This is a genomic window from Caldimonas caldifontis (assembly GCF_002930615.1).
In the GTDB taxonomy this organism is placed as follows: domain Bacteria; phylum Pseudomonadota; class Gammaproteobacteria; order Burkholderiales; family Burkholderiaceae_C; genus Caldimonas; species Caldimonas caldifontis.
Map to the genome: position 1 here is coordinate 334,122 of NZ_PSNX01000003.1, position 13,952 is coordinate 348,073.

Below are 13,952 nucleotides of genomic sequence, written 5' to 3' on the forward strand. Positions count from 1 at the left end.
CCGGCGTGGCCGGTCCGCGGGTGCCGCCGCTGTGCTTACTTCGAGACGAGCTCGCGCAAGGTCACCTGCTTGACCTTGCCGCCCTCGACGGTGGCCACGTAGGTGTTGGCGATGGTGCCGCCCTTCTCGTCGATGCCCTCGATGTCGTGCACGTTGTACTTGGCCGGCAGCGAGCGGTAGGCCTCGTTCATCTTGGCGCGGATGGCGTGGGCATCAGTCGTGGTGCCGGCCAGACGCATGGCCTGGGCAGTGGCATGGACCGCGATGTAGTTCAGCGACACTTCCGAGCTGGGATCGCGCCCCGGGTTGGCCTTGCGGAAGCGCTCCACGAAGTCCTTGGCGTGCGTGCGAGTGTCATCCACCAGCGGCAGCACACCGATCGAGCCTTCCAGCGGGCCGTAGCCGCCCGTGACCTTGGCGATCTCGTCCATCTTGGCCTGGTCGATGATGACGAAGCCACCCTTGAAGCCCAGCTCCCGTGCCTGCTTGACCACCAGGCCCGTGGGCTCGGAGGCGCCGCCGATGAACATCACGTCGGGCTTGGCGGCCAGCACGCGGCTCACGCCGCTGTAGAAGTCGGTCGAGCGGTTATACGACATCGGGTTCTCGGCCACCACCTTGCCACCGGCGGCTTCCCAGGCCGGCTTGAAGGCCGCCGTCCAGGCCTTGGCGTAGTCGTGGTCGGCATTGGCGATGGCCAGGTTCTTGCCGTACTTGCCCATCGCATAGCGGGTGAAGGGCTCGACGTAGCCGGTGAACTCCGGGGGGATGCGGATGGTGAGCTTGTTGCCGCGCGCGGTGATGGTGGGCACGCTGGTGTACGACAGCAGCAGCACGCCCAGGCGCTCATTGGTGGTCTGCACCGCGAAGCTGCCGCCCGAGTGCGGGATCAGCACGGCCGGCGTCTTGTGCTCCTGCACCAGGCGCTGGGTGTTGATGGCGCTTTCGGCGGGGTTGTACTTGTCGTCCAGGGCGACGAGCTCCAGCCGGACCTTCTTGCCGCCCACTTCGAGGCCGTCGGCATTGATCTCGGCCACGGCCATCTCCATGCCGGTGAGCACGTTCTTGCCGTAGAGCGCGGCGCCGCCGCTCAAGGGGCCCGAGTAGCCGATCTTGACGACCTCCTGGGCGAAGGCGTTGCTGCCCAAGCCCGCCAGGGCCATGGCCGCGGCCACGCTGCGCAGCACGAAGCGGCGCGATGAAGATGAATGCAACATGTCTGCTCTCCTGAGTGAAAGCCGGCCTGCACAGGGCCGGCGTGTGGTGGAACCGAAAGAAACTGGGATCAGGCGCCGATGTAGGCCCGGCGCACGGCATCGTTGTTGAGCAGCTCGTCGCGGCTGCCTTCCATCACGATGCGCCCGCCCTCCAGCACATAGGCGCGGTGGGCGATCTGCAGGGCGGCGTAGGCGTTCTGCTCGGCCAGCAGCACGGTGGTGCCGGCGCGGTTGATGCGCTGGATCACCTCCAGCACCTGCTTGACCACCAGTGGGGCGAGGCCGAGCGACGGTTCATCGAGCAGCAGCGCCTTGGGCCGGCCCATCAGCGCGCGACCGATGGCCACCATCTGCTGCTGCCCGCCCGACAGCGAGCCGGCCGCGTCGTCCTTCTTCTCGCGCAGGATGGGGAACATGTCGAAGACCTCATCGAGCAGCTTGGCGTTGCCCTTGCGGTCGCGCCGGTGCACATAGGCCCCCAGCATCAGGTTCTTGAGCACCGACATGCCGGGAAAGAGCTTGCGGCCTTCGGGGCACAGCACGAGACCTTCTTCCACCAGGCGCGAAGGCTTGGCGCCGGCCACGTCCTGGCCGCGCAGGCGGATGCGTCCGCCGGCCGCCTTGAGCAGGCCGCTGGCAGTGAGGAAGATCGAGCTCTTGCCCGCGCCGTTGGCGCCCAGCAGCACCACCAGTTCGCCATCGTTCGCGTGCAGCGACACCTCGTGCAGGGCCTTGAACCCGCCGTAGTGCAGCGACACCTTCTCAAGCTGCAGCATCGGCGGCCTCCTTGGTGTCCTGCACGTCGTGCGCGCCATCGCTGCCGAGGTAGGCCTCGATCACCTGCGGGTTGCTGCGGATCTCGGCCGGGCTGCCCTCGGCGATCTTCTCGCCGTAGTTCAGCACCATGATCTTGTCGGCCAGGTTCATGATCATGTCCATCTTGTGTTCGATCAGGCACACGGTCAGGCCGCTGTCGCGCATCTTGCGGATCAGCGCGGCCAGCCCCACGGTTTCCTCGGGGTTCACGCCGCCGGCGGGTTCGTCCAGCAGCACCACCTTGGGCTCGGTGGCCAGCGCCAGCGCAAAGGCCACGCGCTTGCGCTCCTCCTGCGAGATGTCGCCGGCCATGCGGTGGGCGGCGTGGGACAGTCCCACGAACTCCAGCGCCTCTTCTGCCTTACGGCGGCAGCGCTTTTCCTCCTCGTGCAGGCGCCGTGTGCGCACCAGCACGTCCCACAGGCCCGAGCGCGTGCGCAGGCGGTGGCCCACGATGAGGTTGTCCAGCACCGTGGCACGGTCGAACAGGGCGGTGGTCTGGAAGGTGCGGGCCACGCCCAGGGCGGCCATCTGGTCGGCGCGCAGGCCGGCCACGTCGCGGCCTTCGTAGACGATGCGCCCGCTGCTGGGCGCAAGCGCTCCGCTGATCAGGTTGAAGAAGGTGGTCTTGCCCGCGCCGTTGGGGCCGATGATCGCGTTGATCTTGCCGGCCTCCACGGTGGTGCTCACCTCGCGCACGGCCGCCAGGCCGCCGAAGCGTTTGGTCAGTTGCTGGATCTCAAGCATGGCCGCCCTCCTGCGCAGAAAGTTGTGCAGACCCCTGCGGCGCAGCCCGCGACGCCGCTGCGGCACGGCGTGAGAGGCGCCGCGCGCGCCACTGCAGGACGCTGCCCACCACGCCATAGGGCAAAAAGATCACCAGCATGACGAGCAGCGGGCCGAACACCACGAAGCGGTACTCCTGCAGGAACTGCAGGTACTGCGTGAGCCAGGGCATGGCCAGCGCCCCCAGCAGTGGGCCGAACATCGTCCCGATGCCGCCGATGAGCATGTACATCGTCATGTCGAAGGTGTGCTCGACGCCGGCCACGCTGGGGCCCAGAAAGCGCACGAAACCGGCGTACAGGCCTCCAGCCAGGCCGGCATAGAACACCGACAGCACGAAGGCGATCACCTTGGTGCGCATCAGGTTGATGCCCAGCGCCTCGGCCAGGTCCTCGCTGTTGCGCACGGCCACGAAGCTGCGCCCCATCAGCGAGTTGACGATGCGGTGCATGGCCCACATGCCAACGGCCAGGAAGAACAGCACCAGGTAGTACAGCTCGCGCGGCGATTCGAACTGCAGCGGCCCGATGGGTGAGGGCGAGGGGATGCCGATGATGCCCACGGTGCCGTGGGTGAGGCCCTCCCACTTCTCGATCACGAGGTACATGATGTAGCCCACGCACAGCGTGAAGATCGAGAAGTAGTGGCCCTTCAGCCGCAGCGAGACGATACCGATGAAAAAGCCCAGCACGGCGGCCACCACGCCCGACAGCGCAAACGCCACCCAGAAGGGCACGCCATGGTCCACCGTGAGGATGCCCACCGTGTAGGCGCCCACGGCCATGAAGCCCGCATGCGCAAGGTTGAACTGCCCCGTGTAGCCGGTGATGAGGTTCAGGCCCACGGTGGCCAGCGCAAAGATGTAGGCGGTGGACATCACCGTGAGGTGGTAGTCGTTGCCGGCCACGAAGGGGAAGGCGATGCCGGCGGCCAGCAGCAGGCTCCAGCCGAGCTTGCCGTGCAGAAGGTCGAAGACGCGGTCCATGTCAGCGCACTCCCTTGGTGAACAGGCCCTCGGGGCGCAACGACAGGATCACGACCAGCAGTGCAAAGGCGATGATGTCCTTGTAGTCCGGCGAGATGTAGAAGGCGCCGAAGCTCTCGGCAAAGCCGATGATCAGCCCGCCAACGATGGCACCGGGCACACTGCCCATGCCGCCCAGGATGATGATCACGAAGGCCTTGGTGATGACCAGGTGGCCCATCGCGGGATAGATGAGGTTGATGGGCGCATACAGCGTGGCGGCTACGGCAGCGAGCACGCCCGAGATGGCGAAGGTCAGCATGGCCACGCGGTTCGGGTCGATGCCCACCAGCGCCGCGCCCTGGCGGTTCTGCGCCATCGCGATGATGGTCGAGCCCATCACCGTCTTCTTCAGGAAGAGATGCAGGGCCACCATCAGGCCAAACGCCGCGCCCACGATCATCAGCCGCTGCACCGGCGCGGTGGCGCCGCCGATTTCGACGATGCCGGTGTAAGGTGTGGGCAGGCGGTGGAAGTCAGCCCCCCACACGGCCTGCGCCCCCGCTTCGAGGAACAGCAGCAGGCCGATGGCCGCGATCATGTGGTGCAGTCCGGGCGCGTCACGCAGCGGGTGGAACACCAGGCGTTCGGCCAGCACGGCGATCAGAGCCACCGCCACCGCGGCCCCCGCCATGCCCACCCAGTAGTTGAAGCCCTGCGCGGTGACCAGCCAGAAGGCGGCATAGGCGCCGGCCATGTAGAAGGCGCCATGCGCGAAGTTGGGCACGTGCAGGATGCCGTAGACGAGCGTGAGGCCCAGGGCCACGAGGCTGTAGATGCCCCCGAGCGTGAGCCCGTTGAGCACTTGCTGGAAGAACAACTCCACGGGAAAGACTCCGTCAGAAAGAAAGGAGAGGGCGCCAGCGCTCAGCGCACCATGTAGCCACCGTCGGCCACGATGGTCTGGCCCGTGATGAAGCGGCCCGCCGCCGAGGCCAGCATCACCGCGATGCCGCCGATGTCGTCGGGTTCGCCGAAGCGGCGCAGCGGCAACTGGCTCTCGATCAGCGAACGCACGCGCGGGTCGTCCACCAGGGCCTTGGCGAAGTCGGTGCGCACCACGCCGGGGGCGATGCAGTTCACGCGGATGTTGTCCGGGCCCCATTCCACGGCCAGGTTGCGCGCCAGCTGCATGTCGGCTGCCTTCGAGATGTTGTAGGCGCCGATCGTGGACGAACCGTGCAACCCGCCGATGGACGAGATGATCACGATGGCGCCGTCCTTCTTCGCCGCCATGTCCTCATGCACCAGGTTGCACAGCCAGTGGTTGCTGAGCACGTTGTTGCGCATGACCTTGTCGAAGACCTCGTCGCTCATGCCCGTGGCGGGCCCGTAGTAGGGGTTGCTGGCCGCGTTGCACACGAGGATGTCGATGGGCCCCCAGTGTTCGCGGGTGCGCGCCACCAGCGCTTCGAGCTGCTCCTTCGAAGAGATGTTGGCGGGGATGGCGAGGGCCTGGCCGCCTTCGTCGCGGATGGCCTGGGCCACGGCTTCGCAGGCATCGGCCTTGCGGCTGGAGATCACCACCCGGGCCCCACAGCGCGCGAGGTTTTCGGCGATGGATCGGCCAATGCCGCGGCTGGAGCCGGTCACAATGGCGACCTTGTTGTCGAGGCGGAAAAGCTGCATCCGCTGTCTCCTTCTGATACTGGGTTCGCAAGGTAGGCGCGTCGCACATCAGGGTCAGTCACGCACGAGACAATCTCAGGGTCCACCCTAGGTTTCTAAACGGCCGTGCACTTCTTCAGGGCACATTCAGCAAGGTGAGGTGTCATGCCCAAGGACTACGAACGCATGGAATGGTCGAACCGCAGCGAACGCGCGGACCTGCGTTCGTTGTGCGACCTTTCGCGCCGTCGTGTGCTGCAAGGCGGCACGGCCGCGGCGCTCGCCGCGCTGGGTCTTGCGCCTGCGTCGGCGTCATCGTCAGGCCTGCTCGGCTTTCGCGGTGTGCCTCCGTCCACCGCCGACACCGTGGTGGTGCCCGAGGGCTACGTGGCCCAGGTGATCGCCGCCTGGGGTGAACCGGTGGGCCTGGCGGGCCACATGCCGCCGTGGCGGTCTGATGCGAGCCACAGCGCCGCCGACCAGGCCGCCCAGCTGGGCATGCACCACGACGGCCTGCACTTCTTCCCCCTCGAGGGACGCAGCGACCGCGGCCTGCTGGTGATGAACCACGAATACGCCGACGAAGGGCTCCTCCACCCGGACGGCATGACGAACTGGTCGGCCGAGAAGGTGCGCAAGAGCCAGGCCGCGCATGGCATTTCGGTGGTGGAAGTGGAAGAGCGCGGTGGTCGTTGGCAGCTGGTGCGCCCCTCGCGGTACGCGCGCCGCCTCACGGCCTTCTCGCCGTTTGCATTGCGCGGCCCCGCAGCCGGCCATCCGATGATGCGTACTGCGGCCGACCCGGCCGGCCGCACCGTGCTCGGCACCTTGAACAACTGCGCCGCCGGTCTCACGCCCTGGGGCACCTACCTCAGCGGTGAAGAAAACTTCAATGGCTACTTCGCCGCGCCGAAACAGCTCGACGCCCACCAGCGCCGCTGGGGCCTGGACGCCGACTGGGGCTACCGCTGGCACGCGTTCGACGAGCGCTTCGATGCCGCACGCCACCCGCACGAACCGAACCGCTTCGGCTGGATCGTCGAGGTGGACCCCTTCGATCCGCAGTCCGTCCCCGTGAAACGCACGGCCCTGGGCCGGGCCGCGCACGAAGGCGCCACGGTGGCCGTCACGCGCGACGGCCGTGCGGTCGTCTACAGCGGCGAGGATGCCCGCTTCGAATACCTCTACAAGTTCGTCTCGCGCGATGCCATCCGTCCCGGTGGCGCGAAGGTCAATGCCGAGCTGCTCGACCACGGCACCCTCTACGTGGCCCGCTTCGACGCCGACGGCCGCGGCCGCTGGCTGCCCCTGGTGCACGGCCGCGGACCGCTGACGCCGGCCAACGGCTTTGCCGACCAGGGCCAGGTGCTCATCCAGGCCCGCCAGGCCAGCGACGCGCTGCGGGCCACGCCCATGGACCGGCCCGAATGGGTGGCGGTGAACGCCACCACGCGCGAGGTCTTTTGCTCGCTCACCAACAACACCCGCCGTGGCACCGAAGGCCACCCGGGCGTGGACGCCGCCCACCCGCGCGCGCGCAACAGCATGGGCCACATCATCCGTTGGCGTGAGGAGGGTGACTTCGACGGCGAGACCTTCACCTGGGACGTCTTCCTCCTGGCCGGCGACCCCGCCAACCCCCGCCCCGAAGCGCAGGGCAACATCCGCGGCGACGCCTTTGCCAACCCCGACGGCCTGTGGGTCGATGCGCGTGGTGTGCTCTGGATCCAGACCGACATGAGCGCCAGGGTCATGGGTCGCGGCGAATTCGCGCGGCTCGGCAACAACCAGATGCTCGCCTGCGACCCCACCACCGGCGAAGTGCGCCGCTTCCTCACCGGCCCCCGCGGCGCCGAAATCACCGGCGCCACCATGACCCCTGACGGCACCTCGATGTTCGTCAACATCCAGCACCCGGGCGAGCCCGACAACGACCGGAGCGACCCGGCCGAGCCCACGAAACACTCCCGCTGGCCCGACGGCGGCCGCCCCCGGTCGGCCACGGTCGTGGTGAGGCGCCGGGACGGGGGGGTGGTGGGAGCGTGAGGCGCAACGGCGAGCGGTGTCGATTCCGGCCCGCGTCAAACGTCGTCCATCCAACCGCACCCCCCTACCGAAAGGCCCCGCCTCCTACTTCCCGTCCATCGAAAAGAAATACGGCCAGCCCATCGACCACTGGATGGCCGTGCTGAAGCAGGCTGGCCCGCTCAAGCACATGGAGCTGGTGAACCACCTGAAGACCGAGCACCAGATGGGGCACGGGCATGCGAATGCGCTGGTGGCGTGGTTCATTGCCAAGCGGTAGGGGCACACATTGCGGGTGTCCCACACCGCCTGGCAATGACCGTGGACGGCGGAGTAGACTTGAACAACTCGCTCCTTGGAGTGCCCTATGCCCGATCTTGTCGCTGAACTGTCTGCCCAGGCGAAAGCCCTCCCTCCGGAGGATCGTGCTCGGCTTGCGGAAGAGCTCCTTGCAAGCTTGGACCCGCACGAAGCCGACGTCGATGCCGCTTGGGATGCAGAGCTTCGTCGTCGTATCGACGAAGTGGAACGCGGCATCGTTGAATTGATCCCGGCTGATCAAGCCTTTGCCCAGGTGCGACAAGCCCTCCGGCGGTGAAGTCGCCCATCTTTCATCCCGACGCTCTGGCCGAGTTGCGGGAACAGGCTGTCTTCTACGAAGAACGGAGTCCCGGCTTGGGGGAGCGGTTTGCAGCGCAGGTTGAAGCTGCGGTCAGCTTGGCGTGCTCCATGCCCGGCATAGGAAGCCCTTATCGGTATGGGACTCGTCGAGTCTTCCCCAAGGACTTTCCGCACTCTGTGGTTTACCGGGAAGCAGCGGACTCCCTGATCATCCTTGCCGTCGCACCGTTTCGGCGCAAGCCGGCTTACTGGCGGCAACGCAAGTGACGGTGGAGTGCTGACATCGAACAGGACCGCCATGCAACTCCCCGAGCTGATCGACACCTACTGCCAGGCCTGGAGCGACCCGTCACCCGAGCGGCGCGCTGAGCTGCTCGATACAGTGTGGGCTCCGGGGGCCACCTACACCGACCCGTCCGTGCACGCGGTGGGCAGCGCCGAACTGCTGGCCCATATTGCGACAGTGCTGGCCCGGCGGCCCGGCTCGCGGGTCGTTCGCACGAGCCAGATTGACGCGCACCACGGTCTGGCCCGGTTTGCGTGGCATGCCGTGGAAGCCAACGGGAATGCGTTGCCCGAGGGGATCGACATTGCCTTCCTCTCGGCCGACGGCTCGAAGATCGAGCGCATCATCGGGTTCTTCGGGCCCGTGAAGCGAGACGCGGCGTAAGGTGCGGCGCCGGCTCGCGGCCAGGCTCAGGCGTTGCGACACATGGCCCTGCAAACGACCTCACTCTCGTTCGAAAGCACATTGCGGTGCAGCCGCACCGATCTGTGGAACTGGATCACCGATCTGCGCTGCCTGCGCAAGGAGATGATGCTGTTCCTGAGGATGACGGCGCCCGCAGGCATCCGCAGGTTGACCGATGTGCAGGTCACGCCCGGCGTGCCCCTGTTCAAGAGCTGGATCTTCTACCTGGGCTTCTTGCCGCTGGACTACTCGCACATCACGCTGTTGTCGCTCGCGCCCGGGCAGGGGTTCGTGGAGCAGTCCCCCATGGCTTCGATGCGGAGCTGGCTCCACGAGCGAGAGATCCTTGCGCACCCCAGCGACCCGAATCTGGTGGTTCTGCGGGACACGTTGACCTTCGAGCCGCGCTTCTTCGCCGGGCTCGCCACCTGGTTGGTGCGCAGGCTCTTCACACATCGACATGCCGTGCTGCGCCGGGAAATGGGTGGCACCTGAACCGCGACCCCAGGAGCCCAAATGCCCACCCCCGCTGCATTCCCTGCTGAAGGCGGTTGCGACTGTCGCGCCGTACGCTACCGCATGGAAAGTGCGCCGCTGTTCGTGCATTGCTGCCACTGCCGCTGGTGCCAGCGTGGGTCGGGATCGGCGTTTGCGTTGAACGCGATGATCGAGGCCGACCGGGTGACCAACCTGGGCGAGCCGCCCGAACTGGTGAACACGCCGTCGCACAGTGGCAGCGGCCAGCTCATCGCCCGGTGCCCCAAGTGCAGGGTGGCCGTGTGGAGCCACTACGCCGGCGCCGGGCCGGTGGTGACGTTCGTGCGGGTGGGCACCCTGGACAACCCCGACCTGCTGCCACCCGACATCCACATCTTCACCGCCTCCAAGCAGCCCTGGGTGGTGCTGCCCGAGGGCGTACCCGCCGTGGCGGAATACTACGAGCGCGAGCACTTCTGGCCCCCCGAAAGCCTGGCGCGGCGCGAAGCCATCCTGCCGTTGATCGAGGCGTATCAGGCGGCAAAGGCCCGAAAGGCCTGAAGCCTTCAGCGGCCGCCCAACCCCGCCGCCACCGCCTCGGCCAAGCGCATCCACTCCATCGACCCGATGCCATAGCGCAGCCCGTTGCGCACCACCACCACCTGGTGCCGGCGCGACACATAGACCAGTTGGCCATGGTTGCCGCGCGCGGCCACTTCGTGCAGGCCGTCGTTGCGCCGCAGGCCCCACCAGAGGTCGGCATAGTAGACGTCGGGGTGGTGGGACATCCAGGGCATCCCGGCGTTGTAGTCGTCCGGTGCGTTGGCGGTGGGCTCCAGCATGGCCTGCATCCAGACCGAGGGCACCACCACCTCGCCGTCGCGCCGGCCATCGTTGAGCACCAGCAGGCCGAGCTTGGCGAAGTCGATGGCGCGGGCGTTGATGCCACTTTCCAGCTTCTCGAAGCCCGAGGCTTTGCTGTCCAGGCTCCAGGAACCACCGTACGCCATGCCCATCGGCGTCCACAGCCGGCGCTGGAGGTAGTCGGTGATGCGCTCGCCGGTGGCGCGCTCCAGGATCAGGCCCAGCAGCAGCGGGTGGTAGTTGTTGTAGAGGAAGTGCCGGCCGGGCTCGCCGTCGATGCGGGTGTGCTGCAGGGCCAGGGCGCGCAGGTCGGGGTGGTAGTAGGTGCGGGCGTTGTCGCCATGGAAGAACGACACCTCGTGGTAGCGGATGCCCGAGGCCATGCGCAACAGGTGGTGCACCGTGATGCGCTCGAAGCGCGCATCGCGCCCGGCCAGTTCGGGGAGGTATTGCGTGATCGGGTCGTGGAGGCTGCCGATGCGACGGTCTTCGATGGCCAGGCCCACCAGCACGGCCAGGAAGGACTTGGCCACCGAGAACGAGGTGACCACCGTGTCGCGCGAGGCGCCGTGGAAGTAGCGTTCGTACACCACCTGCCCGCGGTGCAACACCAGGAAGGCCTGGGTGCCGGTGTCATTGAGCAATGCATCGAGCCGCTGCCCCGGCCGCCAGGCCTCGAAGGCGCGTTGCACGGCGTCGTCGTCCAGCGCCTGAGGCAGGTGCTGCGGCCGCGGCGACGCCTGCAGGGTGCGGGCCGGGAAGCGGTCGACATCGCCCATGTCGGCATCACCCCAGGTCAGCACGCGCCAGAGGTATTCCGGCGGATACCCGGCGCATCCTGACAGTGCGGCGGTCAGCAGGAGCAGGGCGGCCAGCGGGCCGGGCGATGTGAAGTGGAACCGTCTCATCGTGCCTCCCCTGGGGTGCCATTCGTGATGCTAGCGTGCGAAGATGGCATCCGGCTTGCCCGTCCGAAAAAGCTCACGCATGCCGTTCACGCCCCACCCGCCGGTGTGGTCCACCCTCGAGGTCGATGACAACTTCGGCCGCTGGACGGCCACGATGCACGCTCCGCCCGCGCTGGCCGGTGTCGTGGACGGGTTGTGGCATTTTCGTGGGCGGGTGGCGCATGCGCGCGAGCGGGTGTTTCCGCACGGGGCGGTCGAGATCATCGTGCATCTGGGCGAGCGCTACCACGGCCACGAGCGCGACGGACTGCAGCACTACCCGGCGCTGTGCCTGAGCGGCCTGCGCCTGCAGCCGCTGGTGGTCGAGGCTCCCCAGGCGGCCTGCACCGTGCTGGGCCTGCGGCTGAGGCCCACCGCTGCCTGGACGGTGCTGGGCGGTGCGGCCGGCGAGGCACAGGACCGCACCGTGGACCTGGCTGATGTGCTGGGCGCCGCCGCACGCGAGCTGGGTGAGGCCTGCAACGACGCCCCCGACGCGCGCACCTGCCTGCGCCGTGCCGCGACCTGGGTGGCGCAGCGCCTGCGCCAGGGCCGCCCGGCCGATGCGGCGGTGGTGTGGATGGCTCAGGCCATTGCGGCGCGCCGCGGAGCGGTCTCGATCGAAGGCCTGCGTGAACGCACCGGCTGGTCGCGCAGCCGCATGGCGGCCGTGTTCCAGGCGCAGGTGGGTCTGTCACCTAAGCGCTATGCGCGGTTGCAGCGCTTTCGGCATGCGCTGGAGCAGCTGCAGCGCCCTGAGGCCGTGCTGGCCGACGTGGCAGGCGCCTGCGGCTATGCCGACCAGTCGCACATGACGGCGGAGTTCGACGAGATGGCGGGCACCACGCCCGGTGCATTGCTGGCGGCGCTGCGCTACCCCCACAGCCCGAATCTGGCCGAAGGTGAACGGCGGTAAAGGTCGTCGGGTGGACATTTCTTCAAGACCGGGCCCCGTGGGTCGCCCTAGGCTTGGAGGGTTCCAACGAACGATTGCGAGGAATCCATGACCCAGCCCCCCGTCATTCGCGAAGTCTTCCCCTATTTGCGCGTGCGCCAGGCCCAGGCCGCCGTGGACTTCTACACGCGCGTCTTCGGTGCGAGCGAGCGCTTCCGCCTGACCGAACCCAGCGGCCGTGTCGGCCACCTGGAAATGCAGCTCGGCCCGGCCACGCTGATGCTGTGCGAGGAGTTCCCCGAGTTCGACATCCACGCGCCACCGCCCGAAGGTGTGCAGGGTGTGTCGGTGCACCTGCACCTCGACAACGTGGACGCCGTGGTGACCGCCGCCGTGGCCGCGGGTGCCACCCTCGTGCGCCCACCCACCGATCAGTTCTACGGTGAACGCTCCGCCACCCTGCGCGACCCCTTCGGCCATACCTGGCTGCTGGGGCACGAAATCGAGAAGGTGACGCCGCAGGAGATGCAGCGGCGGTACACGGCGATGTTCGAGTGACGCCCGCCCATACGTCCGCGACGGCCCGACACTTCACACAGCGTATGCACTTCCACCTTACCGTCACCACCCTCGGCGCGCTCGAAGATCGACGGGGTGCTGGTCAACGGCGTTGACATCATCCGCTGGAACGAGGCCGGCCAGATCACCGAGTTCAAGGTGATGCTGCGCCCCCTGAAGGCCATCCACCTCATCCACGAGCGCATGGCGGCGATGTTGCAGAAGCCCGGGCCTTGAGGGCCTGGTTCATCCGATCAGCCGGAACAATCCATAGCCGGCCAGCGCGGCCGATACCAGGCTGAGGGCGGTCCGGGCGGTGCGCCCGCCGGCAAAAGCGGCGATGAGGTTGCACACGAGGATGGCGGCAAGGACGTAGGTGAGCTTCATGCCGCGATGTTAGGGCCACCGCGAAGGGTGGCCCGGGGCGGGTTTCAGTCGGCCCGGATGCCGCGTTCGGCGATCACGCGGCCCCACTTGTCCATCTCGGCCTTCAGGTGGCTGGCCAGTTCGGCCGGGGTGCTGCCGATGGGTTCGGCGCCGATGGCGGCAAAGCGGGCCTTGACCTCGGGCAGCTGCAGGGCCTTGGTGAGTGCGGCGTGCATGGTGTTCACCTGCGCGGCGGGCGTGCCGGCGGGCATGAACACGGCAAACCAGGGCGACAGCTCGTAGCCCTTCACGCCGGCCTCGGCCACGGTGGGCACGTTGGGCAGGGTGGACGAACGCGTGGCGGTGGTGACCGCGATGGCGCGCAGCTTGCCCGACTCGATGTGCGGGCGTGCCGAGGTGATGCTGTCGAACATGTAGTCGACCTGGCCGCCCAGCAGGTCGGTCACGGCCGGGGCGCTGCCGCGGTAGGGCACGTGCAGCATGTTCAGCCCGGTCATCGACAGGAAGAGCTCGCCCGCCAGGTGGATGGAGGTGCCGTTGCCGGCCGAGGCATAGGTGATCTTGCCGGGCGCGGCTTTCGCCTGGGCGATCACCTCGGCCACGGTGGCGGCCTTGTTCTGGGCGGTGTTGGTGACCAGCACATTGGGCACCACGGCCAGCAGCGAGACGGGCGCAAAGTCCTTCACCGGGTCGTAGGCCAGCTTGCCGTAGAGGAACTTGTTCACCGCCATGCCGTTGGCCACGATGATCATCGTGTGGCCGTCGGCCGGGGCACGCGCCACGTCGGTGGCACCGATGTTGCCACCGGCGCCGGCCTTGTTCTCGATCACGAAGGTCTGGCCGAGATCGCGGCCCATCTGCTCGCCCAGGGTGCGCGCGATCACGTCCATCGCGCCACCGGGCGGGAAGGGCACGACCCAGCGCACGGGCTTGGACGGGTAGGCCTGGGCCAGGGCCGCGGTGGCCGTGCCGAGGGCCAGCAGGGCGGCGAGGGCGGTGCGTGTGAGGGAGCGGACGTTCATGGTTTGTCTCCGTC

General features: G+C 67.8%; 19 protein-coding genes. 10 read left to right on the forward strand and 9 right to left on the reverse strand.

Annotated elements, in window-relative coordinates:
- Positions 1-35 precede the first annotated feature (35 nt).
- The 6 genes from C1704_RS04910 to C1704_RS04935 all read right to left on the reverse strand — a co-directional run bounded on the left by C1704_RS04910 (position 36) and on the right by C1704_RS04935 (position 5,472).
- On the reverse strand, positions 36-1,217 hold the full coding sequence (locus C1704_RS04910; protein WP_104301538.1) for an ABC transporter substrate-binding protein: 1,182 nt from the start codon (positions 1,215-1,217) through the stop codon (positions 36-38).
- Positions 1,218-1,285: 68 nt separating this feature from the next.
- Entirely contained in the window at positions 1,286-1,993 is a 708-nt protein-coding gene (locus C1704_RS04915; RefSeq protein ID WP_104301539.1) for an ABC transporter ATP-binding protein, read from the reverse strand.
- Complete coding sequence (locus tag C1704_RS04920) at positions 1,980-2,780, reverse strand: ABC transporter ATP-binding protein (RefSeq protein WP_104301541.1); 801 nt, start codon at positions 2,778-2,780, stop codon at positions 1,980-1,982. The genes C1704_RS04915 and C1704_RS04920 overlap by 14 nt, the downstream gene beginning before the upstream one ends.
- A complete protein-coding gene (locus C1704_RS04925; RefSeq protein ID WP_104301543.1) occupies positions 2,773-3,804 on the reverse strand; it encodes a branched-chain amino acid ABC transporter permease in 1,032 nt (343 codons plus the stop codon). Before C1704_RS04925 ends, C1704_RS04920 begins: the two co-directional genes overlap by 8 nt.
- A 1-nt stretch (position 3,805) precedes the next feature.
- The gene (locus C1704_RS04930; protein WP_104301545.1) at positions 3,806-4,669 is read right to left on the reverse strand and encodes a branched-chain amino acid ABC transporter permease; all 864 of its coding nucleotides are present in this window, start codon (positions 4,667-4,669) and stop codon (positions 3,806-3,808) included.
- Positions 4,670-4,710: 41 nt separating this feature from the next.
- Positions 4,711-5,472, reverse strand: a complete 762-nt coding sequence (locus C1704_RS04935; RefSeq protein ID WP_104301547.1) for an SDR family NAD(P)-dependent oxidoreductase — start codon at positions 5,470-5,472, stop codon at positions 4,711-4,713.
- A 144-nt stretch (positions 5,473-5,616) separates the two neighbouring features.
- Here C1704_RS04935 and C1704_RS04940 point away from each other — a divergent pair, with 144 nt between their 5' ends.
- From C1704_RS04940 to C1704_RS04970, 7 genes are all read left to right on the forward strand, one after another.
- Positions 5,617-7,497: a PhoX family protein gene (locus C1704_RS04940; RefSeq protein WP_104301549.1), complete on the forward strand. Its 1,881-nt coding sequence runs from the start codon at positions 5,617-5,619 to the stop codon at positions 7,495-7,497.
- Positions 7,498-7,513: 16 nt separating this feature from the next.
- Positions 7,514-7,756, forward strand: coding sequence for a DUF4287 domain-containing protein (locus C1704_RS04945; RefSeq protein ID WP_245876377.1), 243 nt, complete (start codon positions 7,514-7,516; stop codon positions 7,754-7,756).
- 87 nt (positions 7,757-7,843) lie between these two features.
- Positions 7,844-8,074: an addiction module protein gene (locus C1704_RS04950; RefSeq protein WP_104301551.1), complete on the forward strand. Its 231-nt coding sequence runs from the start codon at positions 7,844-7,846 to the stop codon at positions 8,072-8,074.
- A complete protein-coding gene (locus C1704_RS17970; RefSeq protein ID WP_104301553.1) occupies positions 8,071-8,364 on the forward strand; it encodes a type II toxin-antitoxin system RelE/ParE family toxin in 294 nt (97 codons plus the stop codon). Before C1704_RS04950 ends, C1704_RS17970 begins: the two co-directional genes overlap by 4 nt.
- Positions 8,365-8,395: 31 nt before the next feature.
- The gene (locus C1704_RS04960; protein ID WP_104301555.1) at positions 8,396-8,767 is read left to right on the forward strand and encodes a nuclear transport factor 2 family protein; all 372 of its coding nucleotides are present in this window, start codon (positions 8,396-8,398) and stop codon (positions 8,765-8,767) included.
- Between the two features lie 42 nt (positions 8,768-8,809).
- Complete coding sequence (locus tag C1704_RS04965; protein ID WP_211286841.1) at positions 8,810-9,283, forward strand: hypothetical protein; 474 nt, start codon at positions 8,810-8,812, stop codon at positions 9,281-9,283.
- Positions 9,284-9,304: 21 nt separating this feature from the next.
- Complete coding sequence (locus C1704_RS04970) at positions 9,305-9,826, forward strand: GFA family protein (RefSeq protein WP_104301557.1); 522 nt, start codon at positions 9,305-9,307, stop codon at positions 9,824-9,826.
- A 5-nt stretch (positions 9,827-9,831) separates the two neighbouring features.
- On the opposite strand, the gene C1704_RS04975 is transcribed toward C1704_RS04970, so the two are convergent.
- Positions 9,832-11,037, reverse strand: coding sequence for a serine hydrolase domain-containing protein (locus C1704_RS04975; protein WP_104301559.1), 1,206 nt, complete (start codon positions 11,035-11,037; stop codon positions 9,832-9,834).
- 79 nt (positions 11,038-11,116) lie between these two features.
- Between C1704_RS04975 and C1704_RS04980 the strand changes: the two genes are divergently transcribed.
- The 3 genes from C1704_RS04980 (at position 11,117) to C1704_RS17415 (ending at position 12,766) form a co-directional block, all read left to right on the forward strand.
- Entirely contained in the window at positions 11,117-11,992 is an 876-nt protein-coding gene (locus C1704_RS04980; protein WP_170064625.1) for a helix-turn-helix domain-containing protein, read from the forward strand.
- Positions 11,993-12,079: 87 nt separating this feature from the next.
- Positions 12,080-12,529, forward strand: coding sequence for a VOC family protein (locus C1704_RS04985; RefSeq protein WP_104301563.1), 450 nt, complete (start codon positions 12,080-12,082; stop codon positions 12,527-12,529).
- A 96-nt stretch (positions 12,530-12,625) separates the two neighbouring features.
- Positions 12,626-12,766 (forward strand): hypothetical protein, encoded by a 141-nt coding sequence (locus tag C1704_RS17415; protein ID WP_245876378.1) that lies wholly within the window; start codon positions 12,626-12,628, stop codon positions 12,764-12,766.
- A 9-nt stretch (positions 12,767-12,775) separates the two neighbouring features.
- Here the strand turns inward: C1704_RS17415 and C1704_RS17555 are convergent, their stop codons facing one another.
- Complete coding sequence (locus C1704_RS17555) at positions 12,776-12,916, reverse strand: hypothetical protein (protein WP_170064626.1); 141 nt, start codon at positions 12,914-12,916, stop codon at positions 12,776-12,778.
- A gap of 44 nt (positions 12,917-12,960) precedes the next feature.
- Entirely contained in the window at positions 12,961-13,938 is a 978-nt protein-coding gene (locus C1704_RS04990) for a tripartite tricarboxylate transporter substrate binding protein (RefSeq protein WP_104301565.1), read from the reverse strand.
- Positions 13,939-13,952: the final 14 nt, after the last annotated feature.

Bases quoted from the DNA above. Each gene is read 5' to 3' on its own strand.
- C1704_RS04910 (WP_104301538.1), bottom strand. From the start codon at position 1,217: ATGTTGCATTCATCTTCATCGCGCCGCTTCGTGCTGCGCAGCGTGGCC.
- C1704_RS04915 (WP_104301539.1), bottom strand. From the start codon at position 1,993: ATGCTGCAGCTTGAGAAGGTGTCGCTGCACTACGGCGGGTTCAAGGCC.
- C1704_RS04920 (WP_104301541.1), bottom strand. From the start codon at position 2,780: ATGCTTGAGATCCAGCAACTGACCAAACGCTTCGGCGGCCTGGCGGCC.
- C1704_RS04925 (WP_104301543.1), bottom strand. From the start codon at position 3,804: ATGGACCGCGTCTTCGACCTTCTGCACGGCAAGCTCGGCTGGAGCCTG.
- C1704_RS04935 (WP_104301547.1), bottom strand. From the start codon at position 5,472: ATGCAGCTTTTCCGCCTCGACAACAAGGTCGCCATTGTGACCGGCTCC.
- C1704_RS04940 (WP_104301549.1), top strand. From the start codon at position 5,617: ATGCCCAAGGACTACGAACGCATGGAATGGTCGAACCGCAGCGAACGC.
- C1704_RS04950 (WP_104301551.1), top strand. From the start codon at position 7,844: ATGCCCGATCTTGTCGCTGAACTGTCTGCCCAGGCGAAAGCCCTCCCT.
- C1704_RS04960 (WP_104301555.1), top strand. From the start codon at position 8,396: ATGCAACTCCCCGAGCTGATCGACACCTACTGCCAGGCCTGGAGCGAC.
- C1704_RS04965 (WP_211286841.1), top strand. From the start codon at position 8,810: ATGGCCCTGCAAACGACCTCACTCTCGTTCGAAAGCACATTGCGGTGC.
- C1704_RS04970 (WP_104301557.1), top strand. From the start codon at position 9,305: ATGCCCACCCCCGCTGCATTCCCTGCTGAAGGCGGTTGCGACTGTCGC.
- C1704_RS04975 (WP_104301559.1), bottom strand. From the start codon at position 11,037: ATGAGACGGTTCCACTTCACATCGCCCGGCCCGCTGGCCGCCCTGCTC.
- C1704_RS04980 (WP_170064625.1), top strand. From the start codon at position 11,117: ATGCCGTTCACGCCCCACCCGCCGGTGTGGTCCACCCTCGAGGTCGAT.
- C1704_RS04985 (WP_104301563.1), top strand. From the start codon at position 12,080: ATGACCCAGCCCCCCGTCATTCGCGAAGTCTTCCCCTATTTGCGCGTG.
- C1704_RS17555 (WP_170064626.1), bottom strand. From the start codon at position 12,916: ATGAAGCTCACCTACGTCCTTGCCGCCATCCTCGTGTGCAACCTCATC.
- C1704_RS04990 (WP_104301565.1), bottom strand. From the start codon at position 13,938: ATGAACGTCCGCTCCCTCACACGCACCGCCCTCGCCGCCCTGCTGGCC.